Annotated in this window: 23 protein-coding genes and 1 tRNA gene; 15 read left to right on the top strand and 9 right to left on the bottom strand. The window is 68.0% G+C overall.

Annotated features, from left to right (window positions below):
- The first annotated feature begins 70 nt into the window (after positions 1-70).
- The gene (gene pheA, locus ACYVGI_RS18705) at positions 71-1,063 is read left to right on the top strand and encodes a prephenate dehydratase (RefSeq protein ID WP_460634160.1); all 993 of its coding nucleotides are present in this window, start codon (positions 71-73) and stop codon (positions 1,061-1,063) included.
- Positions 1,064-1,109: 46 nt separating this feature from the next.
- Entirely contained in the window at positions 1,110-1,931 is an 822-nt protein-coding gene (locus ACYVGI_RS18700) for a hypothetical protein (protein ID WP_460634085.1), read from the top strand.
- Positions 1,932-1,954: 23 nt separating this feature from the next.
- On the opposite strand, the gene ACYVGI_RS18695 is transcribed toward ACYVGI_RS18700, so the two are convergent.
- Positions 1,955-2,941 carry a diacylglycerol/lipid kinase family protein gene (locus ACYVGI_RS18695; protein WP_460634084.1) on the bottom strand — a complete coding sequence of 329 codons (987 nt, stop codon included), beginning with the start codon at positions 2,939-2,941 and terminating at the stop codon, positions 1,955-1,957.
- Between the two features lie 69 nt (positions 2,942-3,010).
- Between ACYVGI_RS18695 and serS the strand changes: the two genes are divergently transcribed.
- From serS to ACYVGI_RS18675, 4 genes are all read left to right on the top strand, one after another.
- A complete protein-coding gene (gene serS, locus ACYVGI_RS18690; protein ID WP_460634083.1) occupies positions 3,011-4,276 on the top strand; it encodes a serine--tRNA ligase in 1,266 nt (421 codons plus the stop codon).
- Entirely contained in the window at positions 4,273-5,091 is an 819-nt protein-coding gene (locus tag ACYVGI_RS18685) for an HAD family hydrolase (RefSeq protein WP_460634082.1), read from the top strand. Before serS ends, ACYVGI_RS18685 begins: the two co-directional genes overlap by 4 nt.
- Positions 5,092-5,225: 134 nt before the next feature.
- Positions 5,226-6,503, top strand: coding sequence for an LCP family protein (locus tag ACYVGI_RS18680; protein WP_460634081.1), 1,278 nt, complete (start codon positions 5,226-5,228; stop codon positions 6,501-6,503).
- 87 nt (positions 6,504-6,590) lie between these two features.
- Positions 6,591-6,675: transfer RNA gene (locus tag ACYVGI_RS18675), tRNA-Ser, on the top strand.
- A 113-nt stretch (positions 6,676-6,788) separates the two neighbouring features.
- Here ACYVGI_RS18675 and ACYVGI_RS18670 read toward each other — a convergent pair.
- The gene (locus ACYVGI_RS18670; protein ID WP_460634080.1) at positions 6,789-7,382 is read right to left on the bottom strand and encodes a TetR/AcrR family transcriptional regulator; all 594 of its coding nucleotides are present in this window, start codon (positions 7,380-7,382) and stop codon (positions 6,789-6,791) included.
- Between the two features lie 98 nt (positions 7,383-7,480).
- Between ACYVGI_RS18670 and ACYVGI_RS18665 the strand changes: the two genes are divergently transcribed.
- The gene (locus ACYVGI_RS18665; protein WP_460634079.1) at positions 7,481-8,497 is read left to right on the top strand and encodes a zinc-dependent alcohol dehydrogenase; all 1,017 of its coding nucleotides are present in this window, start codon (positions 7,481-7,483) and stop codon (positions 8,495-8,497) included.
- Positions 8,498-8,584: 87 nt separating this feature from the next.
- Here ACYVGI_RS18665 and ACYVGI_RS18660 read toward each other — a convergent pair whose 3' ends face one another.
- The gene (locus ACYVGI_RS18660) at positions 8,585-9,148 is read right to left on the bottom strand and encodes an AAA family ATPase (protein ID WP_460634078.1); all 564 of its coding nucleotides are present in this window, start codon (positions 9,146-9,148) and stop codon (positions 8,585-8,587) included.
- A 179-nt stretch (positions 9,149-9,327) separates the two neighbouring features.
- On the opposite strand from ACYVGI_RS18660, the gene ACYVGI_RS18655 reads away from it, so the two are divergent.
- Genes ACYVGI_RS18655 through ACYVGI_RS18645 form a run of 3 tightly spaced genes read left to right on the top strand, consistent with a single transcriptional unit; the run spans position 9,328 to position 12,544 of the window.
- Positions 9,328-10,791 carry an APC family permease gene (locus ACYVGI_RS18655; protein ID WP_460634077.1) on the top strand — a complete coding sequence of 488 codons (1,464 nt, stop codon included), beginning with the start codon at positions 9,328-9,330 and terminating at the stop codon, positions 10,789-10,791.
- On the top strand, positions 10,788-11,912 hold the full coding sequence (locus ACYVGI_RS18650) for a DmpA family aminopeptidase (protein ID WP_460634076.1): 1,125 nt from the start codon (positions 10,788-10,790) through the stop codon (positions 11,910-11,912). The genes ACYVGI_RS18655 and ACYVGI_RS18650 overlap by 4 nt, the downstream gene beginning before the upstream one ends.
- A 23-nt stretch (positions 11,913-11,935) precedes the next feature.
- Positions 11,936-12,544 carry a TetR/AcrR family transcriptional regulator gene (locus tag ACYVGI_RS18645; RefSeq protein WP_460634075.1) on the top strand — a complete coding sequence of 203 codons (609 nt, stop codon included), beginning with the start codon at positions 11,936-11,938 and terminating at the stop codon, positions 12,542-12,544.
- Between the two features lie 80 nt (positions 12,545-12,624).
- Here ACYVGI_RS18645 and ACYVGI_RS18640 read toward each other — a convergent pair whose 3' ends face one another.
- Positions 12,625-13,227, bottom strand: coding sequence for a TetR/AcrR family transcriptional regulator (locus ACYVGI_RS18640; RefSeq protein WP_460634074.1), 603 nt, complete (start codon positions 13,225-13,227; stop codon positions 12,625-12,627).
- A 167-nt stretch (positions 13,228-13,394) separates the two neighbouring features.
- Between ACYVGI_RS18640 and ACYVGI_RS18635 the strand changes: the two genes are divergently transcribed.
- From ACYVGI_RS18635 to ACYVGI_RS18625, 3 genes are all read left to right on the top strand, one after another.
- On the top strand, positions 13,395-14,420 hold the full coding sequence (locus ACYVGI_RS18635) for an aldo/keto reductase (RefSeq protein WP_460634073.1): 1,026 nt from the start codon (positions 13,395-13,397) through the stop codon (positions 14,418-14,420).
- 62 nt (positions 14,421-14,482) lie between these two features.
- Positions 14,483-15,127 carry a GNAT family N-acetyltransferase gene (locus ACYVGI_RS18630; RefSeq protein WP_460634072.1) on the top strand — a complete coding sequence of 215 codons (645 nt, stop codon included), beginning with the start codon at positions 14,483-14,485 and terminating at the stop codon, positions 15,125-15,127.
- 19 nt (positions 15,128-15,146) lie between these two features.
- Positions 15,147-15,914 carry a lysostaphin resistance A-like protein gene (locus ACYVGI_RS18625; protein ID WP_460634071.1) on the top strand — a complete coding sequence of 256 codons (768 nt, stop codon included), beginning with the start codon at positions 15,147-15,149 and terminating at the stop codon, positions 15,912-15,914.
- Between the two features lie 340 nt (positions 15,915-16,254).
- On the opposite strand, the gene ACYVGI_RS18620 is transcribed toward ACYVGI_RS18625, so the two are convergent.
- Positions 16,255-16,548, bottom strand: a complete 294-nt coding sequence (locus tag ACYVGI_RS18620; protein ID WP_460634070.1) for a hypothetical protein — start codon at positions 16,546-16,548, stop codon at positions 16,255-16,257.
- Between the two features lie 2 nt (positions 16,549-16,550).
- On the bottom strand, positions 16,551-17,270 hold the full coding sequence (locus tag ACYVGI_RS18615) for a hypothetical protein (protein WP_460634069.1): 720 nt from the start codon (positions 17,268-17,270) through the stop codon (positions 16,551-16,553).
- A 499-nt stretch (positions 17,271-17,769) separates the two neighbouring features.
- Between ACYVGI_RS18615 and ACYVGI_RS18610 the strand changes: the two genes are divergently transcribed.
- Positions 17,770-19,011, top strand: a complete 1,242-nt coding sequence (locus tag ACYVGI_RS18610) for an MFS transporter (protein WP_460634068.1) — start codon at positions 17,770-17,772, stop codon at positions 19,009-19,011.
- A gap of 4 nt (positions 19,012-19,015) precedes the next feature.
- On the opposite strand, the gene ACYVGI_RS18605 is transcribed toward ACYVGI_RS18610, so the two are convergent.
- Positions 19,016-19,216: a hypothetical protein gene (locus ACYVGI_RS18605; RefSeq protein WP_460634067.1), complete on the bottom strand. Its 201-nt coding sequence runs from the start codon at positions 19,214-19,216 to the stop codon at positions 19,016-19,018.
- Between the two features lie 115 nt (positions 19,217-19,331).
- Here ACYVGI_RS18605 and ACYVGI_RS18600 point away from each other — a divergent pair, with 115 nt between their 5' ends.
- Entirely contained in the window at positions 19,332-21,749 is a 2,418-nt protein-coding gene (locus tag ACYVGI_RS18600) for an HAD-IC family P-type ATPase (protein ID WP_460634066.1), read from the top strand.
- On the opposite strand, the gene ACYVGI_RS18595 is transcribed toward ACYVGI_RS18600, so the two are convergent.
- Both ACYVGI_RS18595 and ACYVGI_RS18590 read right to left on the bottom strand, forming a co-directional pair.
- On the bottom strand, positions 21,682-22,113 hold the full coding sequence (locus ACYVGI_RS18595) for a hypothetical protein (RefSeq protein ID WP_460634065.1): 432 nt from the start codon (positions 22,111-22,113) through the stop codon (positions 21,682-21,684). The genes ACYVGI_RS18600 and ACYVGI_RS18595 overlap by 68 nt on opposite strands.
- Positions 22,114-22,164: 51 nt before the next feature.
- Complete coding sequence (locus ACYVGI_RS18590) at positions 22,165-23,790, bottom strand: MDR family MFS transporter (protein WP_460634064.1); 1,626 nt, start codon at positions 23,788-23,790, stop codon at positions 22,165-22,167.
- Positions 23,791-23,842: the final 52 nt, after the last annotated feature.

Here is a 23,842-nt window from a genome sequence, read left to right as displayed (position 1 = left end):
CGCCAGCGGGTTGCGCAAGGTTGTGGAGAACTTCGTTCTGTGAGGAATGGGGTTGGCTAAGCTGATCGCCATGCCAGACGCCGTCGATCCCGCCGAGCCCACCGCCGAACTGCCAGCGTCCGTCGACGAGGTCTACAGCTTCCTCGGCCCGTCCGGCACGTTCACCGAGGCGGCGCTGGCGCAGGTGCCAGAGGCTCGGGGCAAGCACTGGCGCTCGGTCAACAACGTTGGCGAGGCTCTCGCCGACGTGGTCTCCGGCCGCAGCGTCGCCGCGATGATCGCGATCGAGAACTCCATCGAGGGCGGCGTGTCCGTGGCTCAGGATGCCTTGGCCACGGTCCCTGGGCTCCGCATCGTGGGCGAGTACCTCGTCCCCGTCAACTTCGTGCTGGTCGCCAGGCCGGGCACCACGCTCGCCGACGTGAAGACGATCAACGCGCATCCCGTCGCGTACGCCCAGTGCCACCTGTGGCTGGACGAGCACCTGCCGGCGCACGGGCACCTGCCGGCGTCGAGCAACGTCGCGGCCGCCGCATCCCTGTTCGAGGGCAGCACGGCGGACGCCGCCATCGCACCGCCCGGAATCGTCGACCACCACGACGTCACCGTGCTCGCCGAGAACATCGGCGACAACCCGAACGCGGTCACGCGGTTCGTGCTCGTCAGCACGGAGCGGAGCGTCCCAGCGCCGACCGGGGCGGACAAGACCAGCCTCATCGCCGAGCTCCCAGACGACCGGCCCGGCTCCCTCCTCGACCTGCTGGAGCAGTTCTCGACCAGGGGCATCAACCTGAGCCTCATCGAGTCCCGCCCGATCGGCGACGCCCTCGGCCGCTACCGGTTCGTGATCGATGCGGACGGCCACATCCACGACGAACGGGTGGCGGATGCGCTGCTGGGCCTCCGCCGGTTCAGCCCGGCCGTGATCTTCCTCGGCTCGTACCCGCGCGCGGACAAGGTCTCCGTCGACTACGACCGCCGCTACCGCGACGAGGTCTTCACCGAGGCGCGGGACTGGCTCGCGTCGCTCACCACCCCGGACAGCGCGCCCGCCCAGGGGTAGGCTGCGAGCCAGAAGAGTTGTGAGTTCCGAGCGAGGAGCAGGCACGATGGCCGTGGACGACGCGAACCGGGACACCGCAGAGCGCGGCGACTTCGACCCGCGCTACGACCCGGCGTTTCAGCGCGGGTATCAGCCGAAGCCGGGGGAGCGGCCGCGCACCCGGGTGCGGGATGCGGGGGCGAGCGCCACCGCGAGCGCCGCCGCGACCGGCCAGAACGCCCCAGCGGCTCCGACGCCGTTCGAGCGGCCGGGACAGCGCGGCGCGGAGCGCCCAGCCCCCGCGACGGCAGGAGCAGCCGCAGCGACGGTGGCGGACCCCGCGCCGGTCTGGCCACCGATCCCGCCGAGCTCGCAGAGGGCCGCGACCTCGCCCGCATTCTCGGCTGCCGCGGCGCCAGCGCCGGCATCCCCGGTCACGGAGGCGCCCGCATCCCGTGCCGTCGTCGCCCCCGACTCCTGGGAGATCGAGGTCGAACGCGAGCGCGCGGACGCCGAACTCGCCGCGTACGGTCCAGCGACGCCCGACGTGCTCCCCGTGCGCAGGGGCGGCATCCTCGAGACGACCGACTTCTCCCCGCGCCGCAACCGCGCCGTGCTCACGCTGTGGCTGGTCGGTGCCGGCCTGGTCGCGCTCGGCATCCTGCTCTACGTGATGTCGGTCTTCACCTCGTACACGAACCCGACGTCCGGCGCCGACGTGACCGGCCTCGTCTTCAGCCAACTGGGGTGGATGCTCGCCGGTCCCCTCATCACGGTCGGCCTCGCCACACTCGTGGTGCTGCTGGGGCTGACCCTCCTGTCGTCGCGCCGCCCGCCCGCATCCATCGAGTCCGAAGAAGATCCCGCGACGCGCCGTCCGGTGGTGTGAACGCGCTCGGACTCGACGGCTGGCTAGGCGGGGACCCGGACCCGCAGGGCCTTGTGGTCGACGGTGAGGCCGACGGCCATCACGTCGCCGAAGCCGTCGCCGTCGAGTTCGAACGGCTCGGGGCGCTCGACGGTGAGGCGCACGGACGCGCCGCGCAGATAGGTCAGCTCGGTGCGGATCGCACGATCGGTGAAGCGGATGATCTTCTGACCGACGGCGCTGCGGCGCAGGACGCGGTTCTCCCAGGTGACCTTGCGCCAGATCAGCAGCCAGCCGAACAGCGACTTCGGCTGCAGAACCGCGATGTCGAGGGCGCCGTCGTCGACAGCCGCGTCGGGGATGAGTTCGATGTTGCCCGGCAGGCTGCCGCAGTTGGCGACCAGGATCGTGCTCACCCGCGCGGTGCGGGTGGTCCCGCCATCGAGCGTGTACCTGACGCGGACCTTCTGCGCCTTCGGGAGGGCGCGGAAGCCCGCATCCACGTATGCCAGCCAGCCGAGGCGGCGTTTCAGGCGGGGGCGGGTGTTGGCGATCATCGTCGCGTCGATGCCGAGCCCGGCCATCACGAGGAACACGTGTTCGTGAATGCCGCCGTCTTTCGCCGTGATCGATGCGACACCCAGGTCGATCCGCCTGGTCGCACCCCCGAATGCGACCGCGCAGGCGTCCTCCAGGCGCGCGAACGGGATGCCGACGTTGCGGGCCAGCAGGTTGCCAGTGCCGGACGGGATGATCGCCAGGTCGGCGTCCCTGTCGCGCAGCGCCTCTGCGACGGCGCGCACCGTGCCGTCGCCTCCCGCGGCCAGGACCAGCGTCGCCCCGTCCGCCAGCGCATCCCGTGTCTGCTGCTGACCGCCCTCGTCCGCTGTTGTCTCGAGCCAGAGGACGTCGCGCACGCCAGCGCTCGTCGCGGCCGCGTCGACGGCCGATCTCAGCCGGGCGACGTCCACCTTGATGGGGTTGTAGACGACGGCTGCTTTTGCCGCCGTCCCCGCTCCCCGATCGTTCACGAAGCTCACGCTACCTGTTTCCACGGCGAACGCCCCGAACCTCCAGCGCCGCCTCGATAAGCTGAACCCGTGATCGATCCAGTTCTTCTCCGTGAGCACCCCGACGTCATCAAGCGTTCGCAGGAGGCCAGGGGCGACTCCGTCGAGGTCGTCGACGAGGCGCTGCAGGCCGACAAGGAGCGCCGCGCATCCATTTCGGCGTTCGAGGAGCTGCGCGCTGAGCAGAACGCCTTCGGCAAGAAGGTGGCCGCCGCTCCCAAGGAGGAGAAGAAGGAACTGGTCGCGCAGGCGCAGAGCCTCGCCGGGAGGGTGAAGGAGGCGCAGGCCGCAGCGAACGAGGCGGAGAAGCGCTTCGACGATGTGCTCCGCCGCATCGGCAACCCGATCATCGACGGCGTCCCGTCCGGCGGCGAGGACGACTTCGTGCTCCTCAAGACGGTCGGCGAGAAACCGACGTTCGACTTCGAGCCGCGCGACCACCTGGAACTCGGCGAACTGCTCGGCGCGATCGACATGGCCCGCGGAGCCAAGGTCTCCGGCGCGCGCTTCTCCTACCTGCGCGGCGTCGGCGCCCGCCTCGAGCTCGCCATCATGAACATGGCGCTCGACAAAGCGGTCGGCGCCGGGTTCATCCCGATGATCACGCCGACGCTGGTCAAGCCGGAGATCATGCAGGGCACCGGCTTCCTCGGCGCGCACGCCGACGAGATCTACTACCTCCCGGCCGACGACCTCTACCTCACCGGCACGAGCGAGGTGGCGCTCGCCGGATACCACGCCGACGAGATCGTGGATGTGACGGAGCCGCTGCGCTACGCGGGCTGGTCCACCTGCTACCGCCGTGAGGCGGGCTCGGCGGGCAAGGACACCCGCGGCATCATCCGGGTGCACCAGTTCAACAAGCTGGAGATGTTCGTCTACACGCTCCCGGAGGAGGCCGAGGCCGAGCACGCCCGCCTGCTGCAGCATCAGGAGGAGATGCTGCAGGCCCTCGGGCTCAGCTACCGCGTGATCGACACGGCCGCAGGCGACCTGGGGTCGAGCGCCGCCCGCAAGTTCGACGTCGAGGCGTGGGTGCCGACGCAGGATGCGTACCGCGAGCTCACGTCCACCTCCAACTGCACCACGTTCCAGGCCCGCCGCCTCGACATCCGGTACCGCACCGAGAGCGGCAAGACCAGCCCGGTCGCCACCCTGAACGGCACTCTCGCCACCACACGCTGGATCGTCGCTCTGCTGGAGACGCACCAGCGCGCCGACGGCTCCGTTGTCGTGCCGGAGGCGCTGCGCCCATACCTGGGCGGGCTCGAGATCCTGGAGCCGATCGCACGGTGAGCGCCACCGACCAGGCCGCCGACGGCCGCCTGCTGATCGCACTCGACGTCGACGGCACCCTGATCCACGAGGACGAGACGATCGGCGCCGCCGTCCGGGATGCTGTCGCCCGCGTCCGCGACGCCGGGCACGAAGTCATGCTCGCCACCGGCCGGAGCTGGGAGACGGCGATGGGCATCCATGCGACATTCGGGCTGACCAGCGAATACGTCGTCTGCGCGAACGGCGCTCTCACGATGCAGCGCGACGACACCGTCGATGAGGGTTACCGGCGCGAGTTCGTCGAGGTGTTCGACCCGACGGAGGTGCTGGAGACCATCCGGCCGTATCTTCCGAGCGGCAGTTTCATGGTGGAGGACGCGACAGGGTTCCGCCGCTACACCGAGGGCATGACCGACTGGGAGCTGGTGAACGCTGTGCAGGTCTCCTTCGAGGAGCTGTCCGCGCATCCCGCCACCCGTGTCGTCGTCGTCTCGCCGCAGCACGACGAGGACGAGTTCCTCGACATCGTGGAGCGGATGGGGCTGCACAAGGTGAGCTATTCGATCGGCTGGACCGCGTGGCTGGACATCGCACCGGACGGCGTCAACAAGGCGACCGCACTGGAGCGGGTGCGTCAGCAGCTCGGGATCCCGCTGTCGCGGGTGGTGGCGGTCGGCGACGGCAGGAACGACATCGACATGCTCACCTGGGCGGCGCAGGAGGGCCTCGGCGTCGCGATGGGCCAGGCTCCGGACGACGTCAAAGCCGTCGCGAACCGGGTGACGGAGCCGGTGGTCGAAGACGGTCTCGCGCGGCTGCTCGACTCGCTCTGATCCCACTCAACGTGGTTCTGATCAGCATTTCCGGCGTGGCTGTCCAGAGGTTTGCCAGGCTGATCTGTAAATCTGGAGGGCAGTGCGCGCCGACTCTGAGCGCGTAAAACCCCTGATTTCATCGAAGGAAGTGAATGAGCGAGTTGCCCACCCGCGCCCAGGCGCGTGCGAAAGAAGTGTCGGCTGGTCCGAGCATCGCACGCCACGGTCGGCTCACGCAGCGCCACCCGCTCCGCTTCCTGCTCGGGATGCTCGCAGCGATCGTCGCCGTCGTCGGCGTGAGCACCGCATCCGTCGCCGCATACGCGGTGTGGGATGTGGCTGCCGGCCTCAAGCCGTCGGTGAAGCTCGTCGACGCCAAGGGCAAAGAGGTCGTGCCGCAGGTCGGCGCGATGAATGGCGCGTTCAACGTGCTCCTCGCCGGAAGCGACAGCGGTGGAGGCAATGCGGCGTACGGTGAGCGCGGCGAGGTGCTCAACGACGTGACGATGCTGCTGCACGTCTCCGCCGACCACAAGACGGCCACGGTCATCAGCTTCCCCCGCGACATGTACGTCTCCATCCCGTCCTGCCCGGACCCCAAGGGCGGCAGCTTCGACGCGATGAGCAAGCAGAAGATCAACAACACCCTGAGCTACGGCGGTCTCGCCTGCACGGTTCTCACGGTGCAGAAGCTGACCGGGCTCGACATCCCGTACGCGGGCGTCATCGAGTTCGACGGCGTGATCGAGATGTCCAACGCGGTGGGCGGTGTTCCCGTCTGCGTGGCGGGCGACATCAACGACCCGTACACGGGCCTGGATGTCAAGGCCGGCCAGAACACGCTCGAGGGCCAGCAGGCGCTCGCCTTCCTCCGCACCCGCCACGGCGTCGGCGACGGCTCCGACCTCGGCCGCATCAGCAACCAGCAGGTCTTCCTCTCGTCTCTCGTGCGCACGATCAAGAGCGCGGACACCCTCTCCAACCCGGTGAAGGTCTACGGCCTCGCGAAGGCGGCGACCACCAACATCGAGCTCTCCGAGAGCCTGAACAACGTGACCACCATCGCTTCGATGGCCGCGGCGCTGAAGAACATCGACCTCACCCAGATGGTGTTCGTGCAGTACCCCAACCACTACGAGGGCGACGGCGTCGCGCCGAGCACCGACGCGGCGGACACGCTGATGACAGCGCTCAAGAACGACCAGCCGATCACGCTCACCGGCGACACCGGCGTCGGCTCCGAGGCCGACCCGAACGCGCCTGCCACGGGCGCTCCCGCCACCGGCGCTCCTGCAACGGGCACCCCGGCCACCGGCACGCCGTCGACGGACGCTCCGACGCAGTCCTCGTCCGGCGCGGTCGACCTGCCGTCGGACGTCCACGGCCAGACCGCCGACCAGCGCACCTGCTCCAAGCCGTTCTCCGACTAGGCGAGCGGAACGGGATGCGCGGGGCCGTGCCCGGCGCGCTTCCCCCCGTCCGTTAGAATCGGGCGACGCCGGTTTGCGCCGGCGCCAGGAGGGCTGTCCGAGCGGCCGATGGAGCCAGTCTTGAAAACTGGTGGGCAGAAATGTCTCGTGGGTTCGAATCCCACGCCCTCCGCAGCATTAAATAGCTGATCGTAGGCGTATTTTTACGCACAGGTTGCGCATGTGTTGCGCACAGATCGAGCACGAATACTTGCGCACCTGCTTCTCGTCGATGAGTCCTTCGAGTTACGCGAGAAGGGGTCGCAGCGCGTCGGCGAACGGCCGAAGATGGCGCGCCGTGTATTCATCCAGGCTCTCGGTCGCTGTTGGGAGCGCTGACCATTCGTCGGTGCAGCGGGCGGCGACGGCCATGAGGGCTCGCACGACATGGTCGACGAGTCTTCGATCCGCGGGGGGCGCCGATTGGGCGGCTCCCTCAGCGAGCAGTTCTGCGAGCTCCTCCCAACGCAGCGCCGCGACCGCGCGCAGTTCTGCGTCGTCGCGAACGACGCGGTAACGCCTGGCGAGGGCGGCGTGCTCGTCGGCAGCATGGGATGCGACGGAAACCATCGCGTCCACGACCGCGTCGACAACGGAGCGTGCTCGGTTGGTCCCCAGCGACTCCCGCGCCAGGACGAGTCGCTCGTCGACCTCATCCCACACAAGGTCGCGCTTCGCTGGAAAGTAGGCGAACAGGGTCGTACGGCTCACATCCGCTGCTTCCGCGATTTCGGACAGCGAGGTTGCGGCATAGCCCTTGGCGGCGAAGAGGGTGAAAGCGATGTCACGGATATCGTCGTGCGACGTGCTCTTCGGCCTGCCGCGTCCGCGTTTCGGCATCGAACCCCTTCTCAGCTATTTTCCGAACAGTGTTAGTTTAATAGCCATGGCCTTCGGCGACCAGCCCGACAAGCCGTCCCGACGAAAGAGGATTCCCCGTGAAATCTGTCAACGTGACCGGTCCCAACCGCGCGGAGTGGGTCGAGATCGACCAGCCGACCGCAGGTGCGGGCGAGGTGCTTCTGAAGGTCAAGGCGTGCGGAATCTGCGGTTCCGACGCGTTCTACACGCAGATCGGTGGCATCCCGCCCCGCCAAGGGGCGACACCCCTCGGGCACGAGCCGGCCGCTGAAGTCGTCGCAATCGGCGAGGGCGTCACCGGCGTCGCGGTCGGAGACCATGTGGTCATCGACACCATGAAGTTCAGTGACGGCCTGCTCGGTTCCGGGGGAGCGCAAGGTGCTCTCAGCCCCTACGTCGTGGTCCGCGACTATCGGCCCGGTGTTCAGCTCAAGACGATTCCGGCCCACGTGCCGTGGGAGGTCGCGGCGCTCAACGAGCCGATGGCTGTCGCGCTGCACGCGGTCAACCGCAGTGGTGTCAAGGCCGGCGACACTGTCGCGATCTTCGGTGCAGGGCCGATCGGCCTGGGCGCACTACTCGGCTACCGACGCAAAGGCGCGCGACACATCGTCGTGATCGACGTGCTGCCCGAGCGGTTGGAGAAGGCGTTGCAGGTCGGCGCGGACGCGGTCATCAACTCGGCGACCGAGGACGTCGCCGCCCGTCTGGTCGAACTCCACGGTGACGCCTCGACGCCGATGGTGCGCGGTTCCCGGCCCGGTACAGACATCTACCTCGACGCGGCGGGCGTTGCGGTGGTGCCGCAGACCGTCGCGGCCAGCGCCAAGAGCGGCGCAACGCTCGCGATCGTCGCCGTGCACAAGAAGCCGGTCGAACTCGACTTCGGTGCGATCCTCGCCACCGAACTCACTGTCGTGTTCGCGATGGGATACCCCACCGAGATCTTCGAGGTCACTGACGACATCGTCGAGAACTGGCAGAAATACGAGCTCATCGTCAGCGACCGCATCCCCTTCGACCGCGCCCTCGACGCCCTGACCCTGGCAGCGACCCCCGGCGCAGCCGAGAAAGTCACGGTCATCTTCGACTGAACAACACGGCCGGGTCGTACGGTGAAAGTCGAGTAGTCGGACTACGCCGTCAGACGCGAGTCCTAGCCCGAGCTTCGCCGGATGTCTCTAGAAGCGCCGGTCGCGCGGTGCCAGGCCGGCGACCGCCTCCAGCGCGGCCAGCCGCGCGGCGGGGTCGCCGGTGATCTCGGCCGCCGTCACCCGGTCGCCGATGACGGCCGGGTCGTCAACGAGCTCCAGCAGGATGTCGTTCATCGCGGCCCGAAGCTCGGGGTCTTCGTCGGCGGTGACGTGGATGGGGTCGCTCGCGGTGAGGGGGAGGACCACCAGCACGTCGACCCGGTCGAGCGCTGCGGTGGTCAGGGCCGTCGCCCGTTCGACGAGATCGTCCATGGCCGGAACCCCCGACAACTCGGCCAGTGCGAGGAGGTACGCCAGGAAGTCGACGGGTCCGCGTTCCGCGATGACGTCCTTGCCGAGATCGTCGTCGAGGAGGCGGTCTGCGGCGATGCGCAGTTGGGCAGCGAACATGCCAGCGCCCGGGGCGTCCCACGCCTCGTCCACGAGCTCGAACGGATCGGGCAGGACCGCGAACTCCGGATGCCTGAGGACGAAATCAGAGATGAGCGTGCTCTTCCCGCTGGCGTGCGTGCCCGCCACGACGATCCGCATGTCGCGAGTGTAGCGCGCGTCGGAGATCCCCTGCCAGCCGGAGTGGTGGGGACGGCTTTTCCAATGCGAAGCTTGACGCACTGGTCAGATTTCGTCGCGGTGAGCATTTAATCATTGACTTAACGGGCTGGAAAGAGTTGACTCGGCAGTCAGTTACCCACCGACTGGAAGGCTCGACGATGAGCGAAGCACTGCAGGGCGACCTCGGCGAAGCGGCCGAGGCGATGGGAGCCAAGGCACCCGGCACGGTTCCCGACGCGGCGAAGTACGAACAGCAACTCTCGCGAGGGCTGACGTTCAAGGAGAACATCCTGATCACCCTGTCGGCGGTCACACCCGCATCCAGTGTGTTCATCATCGTGCCAGCCGTGATCAACGGGATCGGCGGGGCGTCGGCGCTCGCGTTCGTGATCGCCGGCATCGTCGGGATGTTCGTCGCTCTCTGCTACGCCGAACTCTCCAGCGCGTTCCCGATCACGGGCGGCGAGTACGCGTTCGTCGCGCGGGCACTCGGCAAGCCGTGGGGCTTCGGACTGTTCCTGATGAACCTCGTCAGCGGCATCCTCATCATCGGCGTCATCGCCTCGGGCGCCGGCCAGTACTTGGGCGTGCTCTCCAGCGCGCTCGGCGGTGGATGGGTCGGGATCGTCGTGATCCTCGCCACCACCGTGATCGCCTGCTTCGGTATCCGCACGAACGCGCTCGTGACCGGCATCTTCCTGCTGCTCGAAATCGCCGCACTGGTCGTGTTGACCCTCGTCGGATTCCTCCATGTCAGCCAGCCGATCTCGGTGCTCTGGACCGCGACGACGAGCGGACCGGGCGGCATTCTCGTCCCGGCGGCAGCCGGGCTGATCGTTTCATACACCTCGACCGCGCTGTTCGCGTTCAACGGGTACGGTGCCGCGGTCTACTACGCAGAAGAGACGAAGAACGCGCGCTCGACGATCGGCCGGGCGATTCTCTGGTCGCTCGCCATCGCGGTGATCGCGGAGCTGGTGCCGCTCATCGCGGTGCTGCTTGGAACGGACGACATGGCAAAGCTCGTGGCTTCGCCCTCGCCGATGACGGAGTTCCTCACGGACCGCGCGGGTTCCGTCGTCAACACGCTCGTCAGCGTCGGCATTGCGATCGCCGTCATCAACGCGGTGCTTGCGATCATCCTGCAGTTCGGCCGCACACTGTTCTCCTCGGCACGGGATCGCTCGTGGCCGGACGCGATCAACCGGCCACTCGGCAGAATCCATCCGAAGCTGAAGACGCCGGTCGTCGCGACGATCATCGTCGGCGTCGTCGCTGCCCTCTGCCTGTGGCTCGTGCCCTTCCCGGTGCTGCTCGTCGCCACGAGCGCCGGCATTGTCATCCTCTATGCGCTCGTCGGTCTCGCAGCCCTGGTGGGCCGCATCAACCACTCGACCGACAGTGCCGAGTACCGTATGCCTCTGTGGCCGGTCGCGCCCATCCTGATGACGGTCGCCACCGTGGTCATCCTGGTGATGTCCGTCATCGCGGACTGGGTGCCTGTCCTGGTCGCCCTCGGCATATTCGTCGTCGGAGTGGTTTACTACCTCGTGTATTTGCGCGGCAAGCCCGACCGCTGGACGCTCCCGGCTGCAGCCGATGAGGAACTGGAGGACGCATGACCCGCGCACGCGAAAACGGACTCGTCGACAGCGGGCGCCCCGGCGGGAACAACGCCATCACCGATGTGCCCGGCGTGGAGGTCGGATACAGCACGCTCAGCGACGAGCGCGACGGCGTGATCGTCCGCACCGGGGTCACGGCGATCTTGCCGCGCGGGCGGTCTGGCGCGGCGGACCCGGTCGCTGCCGGAGTGCACTCGCTGAACGGCAACGGAGAAATGACCGGATCGGTGTGGATCGCCGAGTCCGGCAGCCTGGGCACCCCCGTGCTGATTACGAACACCCACTCCGTCGGAGCGGCACACGAAGGTGCCATCCGGTGGATGCTCGACACGGTTCCTGGCGCTGCCGATCAGTGGCTGCTCCCTGTGGTCGCCGAGACCTGGGACGGACGGTTGAACGACATCAACGGGCTGCATGTCCGCCCTCACCACGCCGTCGACGCGCTGAACGACGCGCACGGCGGGCCGATCGCCGAGGGCGCGGTCGGCGGAGGCACCGGCATGATCTGCTACGGCTTCAAGGGGGGCTCGGGCACGGCGTCTCGCCGCGTCGAGATCGGCGACGCCGAATACACGGTCGGCGTCTTCCTGCAGGCCAACTTCGGCGAGATGAGCGAGTTGACCGTACGCGGCGTTCCTGTCGGGCAGACCCTGACAACGGAGGCTGCACGGGAGACCGGCGCAGGCCTCACCTCCGACCGGCCCCCGCAGGGTGCCGGCAGCGTGATCGTCGTGGTCGCGACGGACGCGCCGCTCCTGCCGGGACAGTGCACGGCGCTCGCACGCCGGGTCTCCCTGGGGCTCGCGCGCACCGGCACGGCCGGATCGCACTTCTCCGGCGATGTCTTTCTCGCGTTCTCGACGGCGAACCGGGGTGCTCTCGCCAGCCGCTTCCCCGCCGAGGGCGAGGCCGTCGAGCTCGACCGGCTGCACTCGGTGCCCTGGGGCCGGATCGACCCGCTCTACACCGGCGTCGTCGAGGCGACAGAGGAGGCGGTGCTCAATGTCCTCGTCGCAGGCGAGGACATGGTCGGCCATCGGCAGGACGTGAAGGGGCTGCCGGTGGAGCGGGTGTCCCGTCTGATCGCGGAAGGCCGCGTCGCACAGTTTGCGCCGTGACCGCCGCCTGCGAGGATGAGCGTATGGCCAACGCGAAGAAGACGGTGCAGCGTCGCGACCAGCTCATCCTCGCGACTCTCGACGCGATCCGCGATCGCGGCATCGCCAACCTGCGCGTTCAGGATGTGGCGGAGCGGGCCGGTGTTTCGACGGGCACCGTCCACTATCACTTCAACGACCTCGACCAACTGATCGACGACGTGTACACGTGGGCCTGCGACCGCTTCTACACGACGCGCCTGCAGGCTCTCGCTGACATCGCCGACGCCCGTGAGCAGCTCGTGGCGATGGTCGACGCCGGCGTCCCGCGGAGTGAGGACGACGCCCTCGTCATCGCGATGCACGACATCGACCTGTTCCGGCGTGGCCGGCCCACAGCCGGTCCTCTGCTTCAGGCGCTGTACGAGCGACAGGTGGCTCTGTATTTCGCGACCCTCCAGTTGGGAGTGGCCCAGGGCCACTTCGTGCTCGCCGGCCCCATCATCGACATCGCGCAGAACCTCGTCGCCCTGGAAGACGCCTACGAACTGCACATCATCAGCGGCAACCGTTCGGCCAGCCCGCGCCGCGCTCGGGAACTCATCCTGGGCTACGCGCGCACCGCGACAGGATGCGCCGGCCTCTCCGTGTGAAGGCCGTACTCAACTTTGCGATTTCCCCGGAGAAGAAGAGATCCCGCCGATGAAGGTCGTTCCGTTGTGGACGACGGCGGTCAGTCGCCGCTCGTCCGCAACCCCGCGAGCAGCAGCCGCACCATCCGCTCGGCCTGACCAGAGCCGCTAGTGGAGGCGGGACCGGCACCGTGGCAGAGGTTCGCCACCGCGCCGAGGAACTCGGCAGGCTCGACGCGCTGCAGCACATCCCCGGATGCGGTCGCAGCGGCCAGCAGGCGCGCCAGCGTGGGCGTGAGGCGCGTCGAGAAGTACTCCGCGAGCGGTTCGTACGCGGTGTCGCCGGAGTGCAGGGCGGCGGCGAGACCGCGTTTCGTGGCGACGAACTCGGTGTAGCGCATGATCCAGTGGTCGAGCGCTTCGCCGGGCGGGAAGCCGGCCTCGATCTCGGCGGCCGCGTCGACGCACGCGTCCATCTCGCGTCGGAACACGGCGGAGATGAGATCGGAGCGCAGGGGGAAGTGCCGGTACAGCGTGCCGACGCCGACACCGGCGCGCTCGGCGATCGACCGCACGGGCGCATCCACGCCCGATTCGGCGAACACCGCCTTCGCTGCGAGCACGAGGGCGTCGATGTTGTGGCGGGCGTCGGCGCGCATCCGGGGCCGCTCGGGCAGCGCGGCGGGGGTCTCGCGGGTCGGCATACAGGGTCTCTCTTGTGATCGGAACACTGTTCCGCGTAGAGTGAGCTAAACGGAACCATGTTCCGTTTATGATCGGATACTAACCGGAGTGATGTTCCGGTTGCTCGATTCTAGAGCACTGCCGCCTCCGGCACCACGAGCATCCCCCAACGCAAGGAGCAGGCATCATGCAGTACCGCACTCTCGGCCGCACCGGCATCAAAGTCACCCCGTACGCGCTCGGCGCGATGATGCTGGGTTCCCTCGGCAATCCCGACCGCCAGCAGGGGATCGCCATCATCCACCGTGCGCTCGACGCTGGGATCAACTTCGTCGACACCGCCGACCGCTACGGGGACTCCGAGGAGGTCGTCGGCGAAGCGCTCAAGGGCCGCCGCGACGACGTCGTGCTCGCCACCAAGTTCTGGGGGCCGGTCGACGACGACCTCAACCACCGCGGCGCATCCCGTCGCTGGATCATGCAGGCGGTCGAGCGCTCGCTCCGGCGCCTGCAGACGGACCACATCGACCTCTACCAGCTCCACCGGCCAGACCCGGAGACGGACATCGACGAGACGCTCTCCGCGCTCACCGACCTGGTCCGCCAGGGTAAAGTGCGCGCGATCGGCTCCTCCTCGATGCGCGGATCGGAGATCGTGGAGGCGCAGTGGATGGCGGAACGCCGCGGGTTCGAACGCTTCCGCACGGAGCAGCCGAACTACTCGATCCTCGACCGCGAGATCGAGCGCGAGATCCTGCCGGTCGCCGAACGCTACGGGATGGGGACGCTCGTCTACAGCCCGCTCGCGGGCGGCACGCTGACGGGCAGATACCGGGCAGGTCAGGAGAACGACAACTTCCGCTCCACCAGGACGGGGATGCGCCACTTCCGCGACGAACGGCGGCTGGCGGCCGTCGAGGAGCTCGTGAAGCTCGCAGACGAGTCCGGCGTGAAGCTGACGCACCTCGCCATGGCGTTCGCCATCGCGCATCCCGGGGTCACCTCCGCGATCGCCGGGCCGCGGACGATGGAGCAGTTGGAGGACACGCTCGCCGGCACGGAGGTCTCGCTCTCCGACGACGTGCTCGACCGGATCGACGCGATCGTGCCGCCCGGCGAGAGCATCGGCGCGCTGGACATGGTCTACCGCGGGCCGGAGGTCGGCGACCCGTCGCTGCGTCGCCGTCCAGCCGCCGAACGCTCGGCGGCGTGAGCCGGAGGCTCCCGACGCGTGGCATGGTTGCGCCTGCCCGGGTCTGATGGTGCAATTCGACGGTGACCAGTGAGACGGGGACCAGTGAGACGGGGACCAGTGAGCAGAGCGGAGCGCCCGACACCCATGTGGCAGGCCCCATCCCTGCGGGCCTGACGACAGCGGAGTTCGTCCTCCGCCCGATCGTGGCGGACGACGCGGCGAGCGACCATGCCGCGCTGATGGAGACGCGGGACGACCTGAGGCTGTGGGAGCAGTCGACCTGGCCGGAGGACGACTTCACCGTCGAGGCGAACCGCGCGGACCTCGCCGGTCTCGAGGAGCGCCACAACGACCGGCGCGCCCTCACGTACACCGTGATCGACCCGGCCGGGGACGAATGTCTGGGCTGCGTCTACATCTTCCCCACCGGGGCGTCCTTCCTGGCGAAGGCCACGGTGACACCCCTCGGCGGCGAACCGTGGGCGGAGGTCGACCTCGTCGTCTACTTCTGGGTGCGGCGGACGCGAATGGCCACGCGGATGGATGAGCGGCTCCTCGCCGCACTGCGCGCCTGGTTCGCTCGCGAGTGGGAGGCCGATATGGTCGTGTTCGTCACGAGCGAGCTGTTCACCCAGCAGTTGGAGCTCGTGCGACGCACCGACCTCACGCCGATGTTCACTCTGACCGAGCCCGGAAAGTCAGGGACGTACCTGGTGTTCGGCTAGCAGACCAGGAAGGCCCGCCATGCGCATCCACCCCCGACTCTGGATCGGTTTCGCCATCTGGGCCGGTTACGTCGTCGTGATCTTCCTGGTCACGAAGCTGATGGGCGTTCCGTACACCCGGATCGGCGCCTCGGCGGAGGAGACCTGGAAGGGCGCGGTGGTCGACCTCGCGGTCGCCGCTGTGCTGCTCGCGATCACCACGTCGCTGCTCGGCTGGTGGCGGCCCGCGATCTTCGAGCGGAAGCGGTCGCACCACAAGTGGCCCATCTTCGTGCCGATCCTGATGCTGCTGGTCGCTCTCGCGAACCTCGTCAACACGGACTGGTCGAAGTTCGACGGTTCGTTCATCATCGCGCTGGTGGCCCTGGGTGTCCTGGTCGGCTTCAACGAGGAGCTTATGGCGCGGGGTCTCGTGCTCACGGCATTCCGTTCGCGGCTGCCGGAAGGCTGGGTGTGGGCACTCTCCAGTGTCCTGTTCGGCGCGATGCACCTCGTCAACACCGCGCTCGGGGCGCCTCTCGGCGGCACCCTCATCCAGGTGCTGATGGCGTTCGCATCCGGCACCGCGTTCTACATCGTGCGGCGTGTCACCGGCTCGCTGATCTGGGCGATGCTCCTCCACGGCCTGTGGGACGTCTCGGTGTTCGCCGTCGGCCACGCGTCCGTCGGTCCCGCCGTCGCGAACGTCCTCGCTCCCGTGGTCGGGGTGCTCGCGCTGGCGGTCGTGTACTGGGTGATCAAGGGGACGGACGAGAAGCCGGTGGGTGCGGTTGCGCCATCGCGCTAAACAAAGCATCCCGCCGATGGGCGGGATGCTGAGGACGTGAACGTAGGCGTCTAGGGCCATGTTTTTCATGTACAAGGTTAGAGCGAACGCCAAAACTCCGCGACGGCACCCTCTTTAGGCAGTGCAGGTTGGTTCATGCACCCCGAAAGCAAGTTGAAATAGTCATCGCTGATGCCCGTCTCTGGCCGTTTTCGGGGCGCGCTGAATCGTCTCGTTGTCACGTCATCCAGTGCGCGCTCAACGCTTCTTATGGGCCAGCGACGATCCTCTCGAAGAAGGCGACGAGCCCCGGACTACCTGAAGGTAATCCGGGGCTCGTGTCGCCGTTCGTGGATTCCGATCAGCGGTCAGCAGGAACGAAACCCGATTCGGTCTGCACGAAGCGTGCGCTGTGCGGCGCGGTCGCTATCGCTTCGTCCATCTGGATGAGCAGAAGTCCGCCGTACCCTTGCAAGTCCGCGTGAGGGGCATCCTTCTTTGCGCGTGCGACGATCTCCGGGCTGAGCCGGAAGACGACAGCTTTCCCATCGCCCGCTCGCACCGTGACGTGCAGCGTCGGTAGATGAACGTCAACAATCTGCGGGTTGTTCTCCTTCACCCAGGCGAGGAGTCGTTCCGCTTCTGCTTGTGCCATCGCTATCCTGCCGGGTATGCCGTGATGATCCGCCATCCGTCGCCGTTGGTCACTGGGACGACGGTGTTGAACTGGGTCTTCAGTTTGCCATTGACCCACACCTGGATGGGAGCCGTGTATGCGTAGGTGCGCCGACTGGAGTCGTAGGGCGCTGAGGCGGGAGCGTTGAGAGCGGACCCCATCGCCCATCGAGCGAAGTCGTTCCAGCTTGCCCCGGACCCGGCGACCTTGTTCGCCCAGTGCGTGCGGTGCTGGTAGTCGACGTGACGCCAACCCCAGGAGTTGTTTCCGCACCGCAAGTCCGCGACGCCGCGGGCTGCGCCACCTTTGGCACCCCTGGAGTATCGCTGAAGACTCCGGTTCTGGTCCTGCCCCGAACACCCGGGAGCCTCCATCTTGACCCGAGGTGTCCGAACAGAAGCCGTCACAAACTGCGTCGTCGTGAGTCGAGGAGCGAAGCCGAGGTTCGCTTTCGAGGTGTCGGTTGCCTCAGCGTTGCTCGAATCGACCTCGATCCCGGCATCCTCATAAGCCTCGACATACTCGTCCATCGTGGCGACTTCTTCGAGGGTTTCGGGGTCATAAACCGTCTCGTTTGCGACGAAGACAAAACCCTGGAGGTCGGTTGGAACCTCTTCGATCCCCGATTCCTCGGTAGGTGCGAAGCCCGTCAGGGTAGCTCCGACGATGCATGCGACCGCCACCCCGGCAGCGACTGTCATCCAACGTGCCATGGCACTTCCTCTCCGTTGAGCCAGTCCTGAATCTGAAATCAGAAACTGAGTAGGCAAACCATAGCAGAGTGAAACATTCTCAACGGAAACATGTCGCAAAGGAAGGCGGAGTCGCCCTGCGCGCCTGACCTGGGCTGTTCAAATTGGTCGAGGAAGGGGCGCAACTCGGGCACTAACGACGGAGCAGTTCCTCCGGCTCGACTCTCAGTGCGTCTGCGATTGCGAACAAGATCGACATCCTCGGGTTCGACCGCATCGCCTCCGCGGGCGCGACTCCGTTTCGAGCGGGACCGGCTTCGATGCGGCCGTGGAGTCGTTCTACGCGGGTTGGCCAGAACACTGAGGAAGCAAGCTCTAGCCCACGCCCACGCCCACGCCCACGCTCGCCTGCACCCGCACGCGGTTGCGCCATCCGGCCCGAGCGCATAGCATCGCAGAAAACCATTCACTTAATGGTTTTTGCCCACGCCAACGGAGACGCGCCTCGATGACCGACCAGCTCACCCGCAGCCCGTCCGCCGTGCGGGTCGTGCTGCAGAGCCCCCTGTATCGCGGCGCGACGCTCGCCCTCTTCCTCTCCGGTCTCGGGACGTCGGCCGCCGCACCGCAGATCGCGCAGTTCCTCGTCAACGACCTGGGCAGCTCGCTCACCGTCGCCGGCCTGTACTACCTCACCAATCTCACCGCCCCCGTCGCCGGCTACCTGATCGGACGGCGCTCCGACCGCACCGGCCGGAGACTCGGCCTCTTCCGGCTGTGCGCGGTGGCAGGCGGCGTCGGCTGGCTCGCCATCGCGTTCTCCGGCCAGCTCTGGATGCCGTTCGTCGTCAGCGCCGTCGTCCTCGGCTTCGCGGGGGCGGCGGCATCGCAGTTGTTCGCCGCCATCCACGACGAGCTCGCCGCCGACCCCACACCGGTCGGCGACGGCGTGGTCTCCATCGTGCGGATGGCGCTGACGTTCGGCTGGGTGATCGGCCCCGTCGCCGGGTCGTACCTCGCCGCGCAGACGAGTCTGCGGGTGACGCTGATCGCGACGGCGGTCTGCACCGTCGCGCAGCTCCTGCCCATCGGAACGCTGCGCGAACGAGTGGATGCGGTCCCCACCACCGACACGCACGAGTCCGCCGCGACCGTGGTGCGGTCGCACGTGCCGGTTCGGGCGATGCTGCCGCTCCTCGCATTCACCGGCCTGTACGTGCTCGTCTACGCCGGGGAACCGATCAAGTACGCCTACCTGCCGATCTACATGAACGACCAGCTCCATTTCCCCGGCGCGCTCAGCGGAGCGATCATCGGCATCCAGCCCCTGGTCGAGCTCGCGCTCATGCCGCTGGCCGTCGTCGTCGCTCGCCGCACCGGGATGTTGCCGCTCATGGTCGTCGGGGCGCTCTTCGGCGTCGGCGCCAATCTGCTGTTCGCAACGACCGCGTCGGCGGCCGGACTCTTCGCCGGTCAGATTCTGATGGGCGGCGTCTGGGGTGTGTTCGCCGGGCTCGGGATCATCGTGGCGCAGAGGCTGCTCCCCAGCGCCATCGCGACGGCGTCCGCGATCTTCATCACGGCCCCCGCGCTCAGCTCGGCGCTCGGCGGCCTCGCCGGCGGCATCGGGGCCGGCACGATCGGGCTGCCGTTGGTGTTCGTCATCCCGGCCGTCCTCGCCCTGCTCGCGTCGGCGGGACTTGTGGTGCTGCACCGGCGCGTCGTGGCCGGAACGGGACGACGGCTCTAGCCGGTCACTGCGTGCGGCGGCTTCGGACGACGCCGACCACGATCAGCGCGAGCCCGACCACCAGTACGATCGGGCCGATGGTTCCCCACAGCGAGGACCCGCTCATCGCAGAGCCGCGCAGCACGTTGAGGCCCTGCAGGGTCCACACCAGGCCGACGAGGCCGAGGACCACGCCGGGGACGATGAACGGCCAACTGCGCTTCATGGCCTCACCCTAGACCCGCGAGGGCACATCCGGCCGGCGGATCTTGGAGGCCCGTAGCCGAACGATTAGCATTCTGCACACGGGGCGCGCCCGATTCGCTCGGTGAGGGGGAGCAATGCCGGACGGGATCGCGACAGACGAACGCCTCGGCCTGACCTCGGCCGAGGTGGCGGAGCGGGTCGCCGACGGGCGCACGAACGCGTTCCGGCAGGACGCGAGCCGCAGCGTCGGCAGCATCGTCAGGGCGAACGTGCTCACCCTGTTCAACGGCATCATCGCGGCCTGTTTCCTCGTGCTGCTGGTGCTCGGCCGCTGGCAGGACGCGCTGTTCGGCCTGAGCGCTATCGCCAACACCGTCATCGGGTCGGTGCAGGAGTTCCGGGCCAAGGCGGCGCTCGACAAGCTGGCCGTGCTGCACGCGCCGAACGCGCGGGTGCGCCGCGACGGTGAGGAGGCGTCGATCGCCGTCTCGGACGTCGTGCTCGACGACCTGCTGGTGCTGCGGGCAGGAGACCAGGTCCCCGCGGATGCGCGGGTGGTGGAGGCAGGGCACTTCCAGCTCGACGAGTCGCTGCTGACCGGCGAGTCCGACCCGATCGACAAGGCGCAGGGCGACGAGGTGCTGTCCGGCTCGGTGGTCGTGGCGGGGGAGGGGACGGCGCTGGTCGACAAGGTCGGCGCCGACTCGTTCGCCAACAAGCTGTCGGCGCAGGCCAAGAAGTTCTCCCTCGTCGCGAGCGAGCTGCGCTCCTCGATCGACAGGGTGCTCCGCTGGGTGACCTGGGTGGTCGGCCCGATCGCGCTGCTGGTCTTCAACGCGCAGGTGATCGCGCTCGGCGGCTGGTCGGAGACGTTCTCGACGGGCGCCTGGCGCCAGGCGGCCGTCAACACGATCGCGGCCGTGGTCGCCATGATCCCGCTCGGGCTGGTGCTGATGACGAGCATCGCATTCGCGGTCGGCGCGGTGAAGCTCGCGCGGCGTCAGGTGCTGGTGCAGGAGCTGGCGGCGGTGGAGGGCCTCGCCCGCGTCGACCTGATCTGCCTCGACAAGACCGGAACGCTGACCGAGGGCGACATCGAGTTCGACGCCGAGCACCTGCTGTCCGACACGCAACCGCACGGCTGGCGGTCGGTGCTCGCCTGGTACGGCACGGAACCGGATGCGAACGCGACCGCGCGCTGTCTGGTCGCGGAGTACGCGCATCCGGTCGACGGGGGGCCGACCGGGCGCATCCCGTTCTCGTCGGCGCGGAAGTGGAGTGCTGTGTCGTTCGGGGATGCGGGCGGCCCCGGCACCGCGGATGCGCCGGGGAGCTGGGTGCTCGGCGGCCCCGAGATGGTGTTCCCCGACGACCGGCTCCGCAGCCGTTCGGCCGAGCTCGCCGCATCCGGTCGCCGCACCCTCGTGCTCGCGCACAGCACGCAGCCGCTGGGAGACGACGAGCGCCTGCCGGGCGAGCTGGTCCCTGTGGCGCTGCTCACCTTCCGGGAGCGCATCCGGCCGGACGCCGCCGAGACCCTGCGCTACTTCGCCGAGCAGGGCGTCGGCGTGCGGGTGATCTCCGGGGACAACCCGCAGACCGTCGCCGCCATCGCCAGGCAGGTGGGGCTGGATGCGCCGGACGGCTACGACGCCCGCTCGCTGCCCGACGACCAGGCCGAGCTCACCAGGGTGCTCGAGGAGCACATCGTCTTCGGCCGCGTCACGCCCGACCAGAAGAAGGCCATCGTCGTCGCCCTCAAAGCGGCAGGTCACACGGTCGCGATGACAGGGGACGGGGTCAACGACGCCCTCGCCATCAAAGAGGCGGATATAGGCATCGCTATGGAGTCCGGCGCGGCAGCGACGAAGGCCGTTGCCCGGATCGTGCTGCTCGACGGCCGGTTCTCCCACCTGCCGAGCGTGGTGGCGGAGGGGCGGCAGGTGATCGCGAACATCGAGCGCGTGTCGATGCTGTTCCTCACGAAGACCGCGTATGCGACGGCGCTCGCCGCGCTGTTCGGGGTGTTCCTGCTGCAGTTCCCGTTCCTGCCGCGCCAGCTCTCCGTCATCGACGGCCTGACGATCGGCCTGCCCGCCTTCTTCCTCGCGCTGATGCCGAACAAGCGGCGCTACATCCCCGGCTTCCTCGCGCGCTCGCTCTCGTTCGCCGCCCCCGCTGGCGCGGTGATCGCGCTGATGCTGCTCGCGTACTCGTGGTCGGCGACGCAGGCGGGCATCCCGGAGGCGGAGCTGCGCACCGGTTCGACGCTCATCCTGACCATCGTCGGGCTGTGGGTGCTCGTGGTGCTGTCCCGGCCCATCGACGGCTGGAAGATCCTCATCATCGGCGCGATGATGGCCGGGCTGATCCTGGTCTACTCCGTGCCGATCGCCAGGGACTTCCTCGTGCTGGTCGACCCGTCGATCGTGACGGCCGCGCTGGTGCTGTTCTTCTCCGCGGTGAGCGTCGGGCTGATCGAGATCATCCGGTTCGCTCATCGGCGGTATGTGCGAAGGAGCGAGCGACGCGCCCTGTCCACAGCACGATGATCACCGCGGCCGAGATCACCAGGTCGACGATGCGGAACGTGGTCACCTCTCCGTCGGAGACCAGCACGACGATCCCGAGGGCGATCGTGATCGAGATCAGGATGGTCAGGAACAGTCGCGCATCCCGTCTGGCGCGCGTGAGCCCTGACGCGAGTGCGCACACCAGCAGCCCGAGCAGGATCGTGCACGCGCCGACGATGGTGACGACCGTTCGCTCCACCGCCGTGAGCCCGTCCGCGTAGCGCACGAAGATCAGCGCGATCCCGGCCAGGATCTGCAGCACGCCGACCAGATAGCTCAGGATCACGCTGATCGTGAGCTCGATCGGGATGCGCGACCGCCGCTCGTTCCCCACTCCTGACACCTGCCCGCCCTTCGCCGGATGCACCGACGATAACAGGATGCGCGGCGTGCGCTAGGGAGTCAGGCGCTCGCTCTCCGGCTGCACCCGTCCGCGCTGCTCCGCTTCGAGCCGTTCCGCCTCCTCGCCGGAGATGGCCTCGCCGCGCGCGACGAGTCCGGCCTGGTCGGAGAGCGGGATCTGCTTGAGGAACAGTGCGAGCAGGAAGGCGGCCGCGATGAATGGGATGAGATACCAGAACACCGGGGCGAGCGCGTCGGCGTACGCGTTCACGACGCCGGTGTGCACCGCCTCCGGCAGTTTGTTGAGCGCTTCGGGGCTGAGCGTCGCCGTCGCGCCGGCCGCGTCGGTGGCCGAGGCGCCCGCCTTGGTGAACACGTCGGTCAGGTTCTCGGTGAGGCGCGTGGTGAACAGGGTGCCGAACACGGCCGTGCCGAGCGCGGCTCCCACCTCGCGGAAGTAGTTGTTCGTGGAGGTGGCGGTGCCGATCTGCGCGGCGGGAACCGCGTTCTGCACCACGAGAACGACCACCTGCATGATCAGGCCGAGACCCGCGCCGAAGACGAACAGGTACACGCAGATCAGCCAGATCGGCGTGGATGCGGCGAGCGTCGTCATGCACACCATGGCGATTCCGGTGATGATCGTGCCGAGGATCGGGTAGAGCCGGTAGCGCCCCGTCTTGGTGATCGCGGCGCCGGACAGGATCGAGGTGCCGATCAGGCCGACCATCATCGGGATCATCAGCAGACCGGATGCGGCCGCCGACGTGCCGGACGACATCTGCAGGAAGGTGGGAACGAAGCCGATGGCCGCGAACATCCCGATGCCGAGCGCGAGCCCGATCGCGGTGGCGTTGATGAAGATCGGGTTCTTGAACAGGCTGAGCGGGATGATCGGATCTTTCGCCCTCGCCTCGGTGATGACGAACGCGACGGCCGCCAGCAGCATCCCGATGCCCCACGCCCACGTCGCGAGCGAACCCCAGCCGTGCGTCTTGTCGCCGCCGAAGTCGGTGAAGAAGATCAGGCAGGTCGTGGCGATCGACAGGAACAGGATGCCGAGGATGTCGATCGGCTGTGTCGCCCGCTTGCTCGGCAGTCTGAGGGCGAGCAGCGCGATCACGAACGCGGCGATTCCGACCGGGATGTTGATGTAGAACGCCCACTGCCAGGTGAGGTGGTCGACGAAGAAGCCGCCGAGCAGCGGACCCGCGACGGCGGAGAGGCCGAAGATGGCGCCGAGCGGTCCGAGGTACTTGCCGCGTTCGTTGGCGGGGACGATGTCGGCGATGATCGCCTGCGAGAGGATCATCAGCCCGCCGCCGCCCAGGCCCTGCATCGCGCGGAACACGACGAACATCCAGAAGTCGGAGGCGAACGCGCAGCCGATGGAGGCGGCGGTGAAGACCGCGATGGCGATGATGAACAGCCAGCGCCGCCCGATGACGTCGCCGAGCTTGCCGTAGACGGGCATCACGATGGTGGTGGCGAGAATGTACGCGGTGGTGATCCAGACCTGGTTCTCGACGCCGCCCAGGTCGCCGACGATGGTCGGCATGGCGGTCGACACGATGGTCTGGTCGAGGCTGGAGAGCAGCATCCCGGCGATGAGGGCGCTGAAGATGATCCAGATGCGCCGCTTGGTCAGCAGCATCGGCGCGGGAGCGATGGCGGTCATGTGGTCCGTTCGGTGTGGGGGAGGTCTGGGTGGGGTGAGATCTGGGTGGGGT

The organism is Leifsonia lichenia (assembly GCF_054780215.1).
The sequence above is the reverse complement of the archived record's forward strand: the minus strand, read 5'-3'. Positions and strand labels throughout refer to the sequence as shown.

Coding starts and splice junctions, on each gene's coding strand:
- ACYVGI_RS18670 (WP_460634080.1), bottom strand. CDS start 7,382: ATGCCGAAACGCGGACGCGGCAGGCCGAAGAGCACGTCGCACGACGAT.
- ACYVGI_RS18680 (WP_460634081.1), top strand. CDS start 5,226: ATGAGCGAGTTGCCCACCCGCGCCCAGGCGCGTGCGAAAGAAGTGTCG.
- ACYVGI_RS18625 (WP_460634071.1), top strand. CDS start 15,147: ATGCGCATCCACCCCCGACTCTGGATCGGTTTCGCCATCTGGGCCGGT.
- ACYVGI_RS18590 (WP_460634064.1), bottom strand. CDS start 23,790: ATGACCGCCATCGCTCCCGCGCCGATGCTGCTGACCAAGCGGCGCATC.
- ACYVGI_RS18605 (WP_460634067.1), bottom strand. CDS start 19,216: ATGAAGCGCAGTTGGCCGTTCATCGTCCCCGGCGTGGTCCTCGGCCTC.
- ACYVGI_RS18600 (WP_460634066.1), top strand. CDS start 19,332: ATGCCGGACGGGATCGCGACAGACGAACGCCTCGGCCTGACCTCGGCC.
- ACYVGI_RS18655 (WP_460634077.1), top strand. CDS start 9,328: ATGAGCGAAGCACTGCAGGGCGACCTCGGCGAAGCGGCCGAGGCGATG.
- ACYVGI_RS18635 (WP_460634073.1), top strand. CDS start 13,395: ATGCAGTACCGCACTCTCGGCCGCACCGGCATCAAAGTCACCCCGTAC.
- ACYVGI_RS18640 (WP_460634074.1), bottom strand. CDS start 13,227: ATGCCGACCCGCGAGACCCCCGCCGCGCTGCCCGAGCGGCCCCGGATG.
- ACYVGI_RS18645 (WP_460634075.1), top strand. CDS start 11,936: ATGGCCAACGCGAAGAAGACGGTGCAGCGTCGCGACCAGCTCATCCTC.
- pheA (WP_460634160.1), top strand. CDS start 71: ATGCCAGACGCCGTCGATCCCGCCGAGCCCACCGCCGAACTGCCAGCG.
- ACYVGI_RS18650 (WP_460634076.1), top strand. CDS start 10,788: ATGACCCGCGCACGCGAAAACGGACTCGTCGACAGCGGGCGCCCCGGC.
- ACYVGI_RS18615 (WP_460634069.1), bottom strand. CDS start 17,270: ATGACAGTCGCTGCCGGGGTGGCGGTCGCATGCATCGTCGGAGCTACC.
- ACYVGI_RS18610 (WP_460634068.1), top strand. CDS start 17,770: ATGACCGACCAGCTCACCCGCAGCCCGTCCGCCGTGCGGGTCGTGCTG.
- ACYVGI_RS18620 (WP_460634070.1), bottom strand. CDS start 16,548: ATGGCACAAGCAGAAGCGGAACGACTCCTCGCCTGGGTGAAGGAGAAC.
- ACYVGI_RS18700 (WP_460634085.1), top strand. CDS start 1,110: ATGGCCGTGGACGACGCGAACCGGGACACCGCAGAGCGCGGCGACTTC.
- ACYVGI_RS18660 (WP_460634078.1), bottom strand. CDS start 9,148: ATGCGGATCGTCGTGGCGGGCACGCACGCCAGCGGGAAGAGCACGCTC.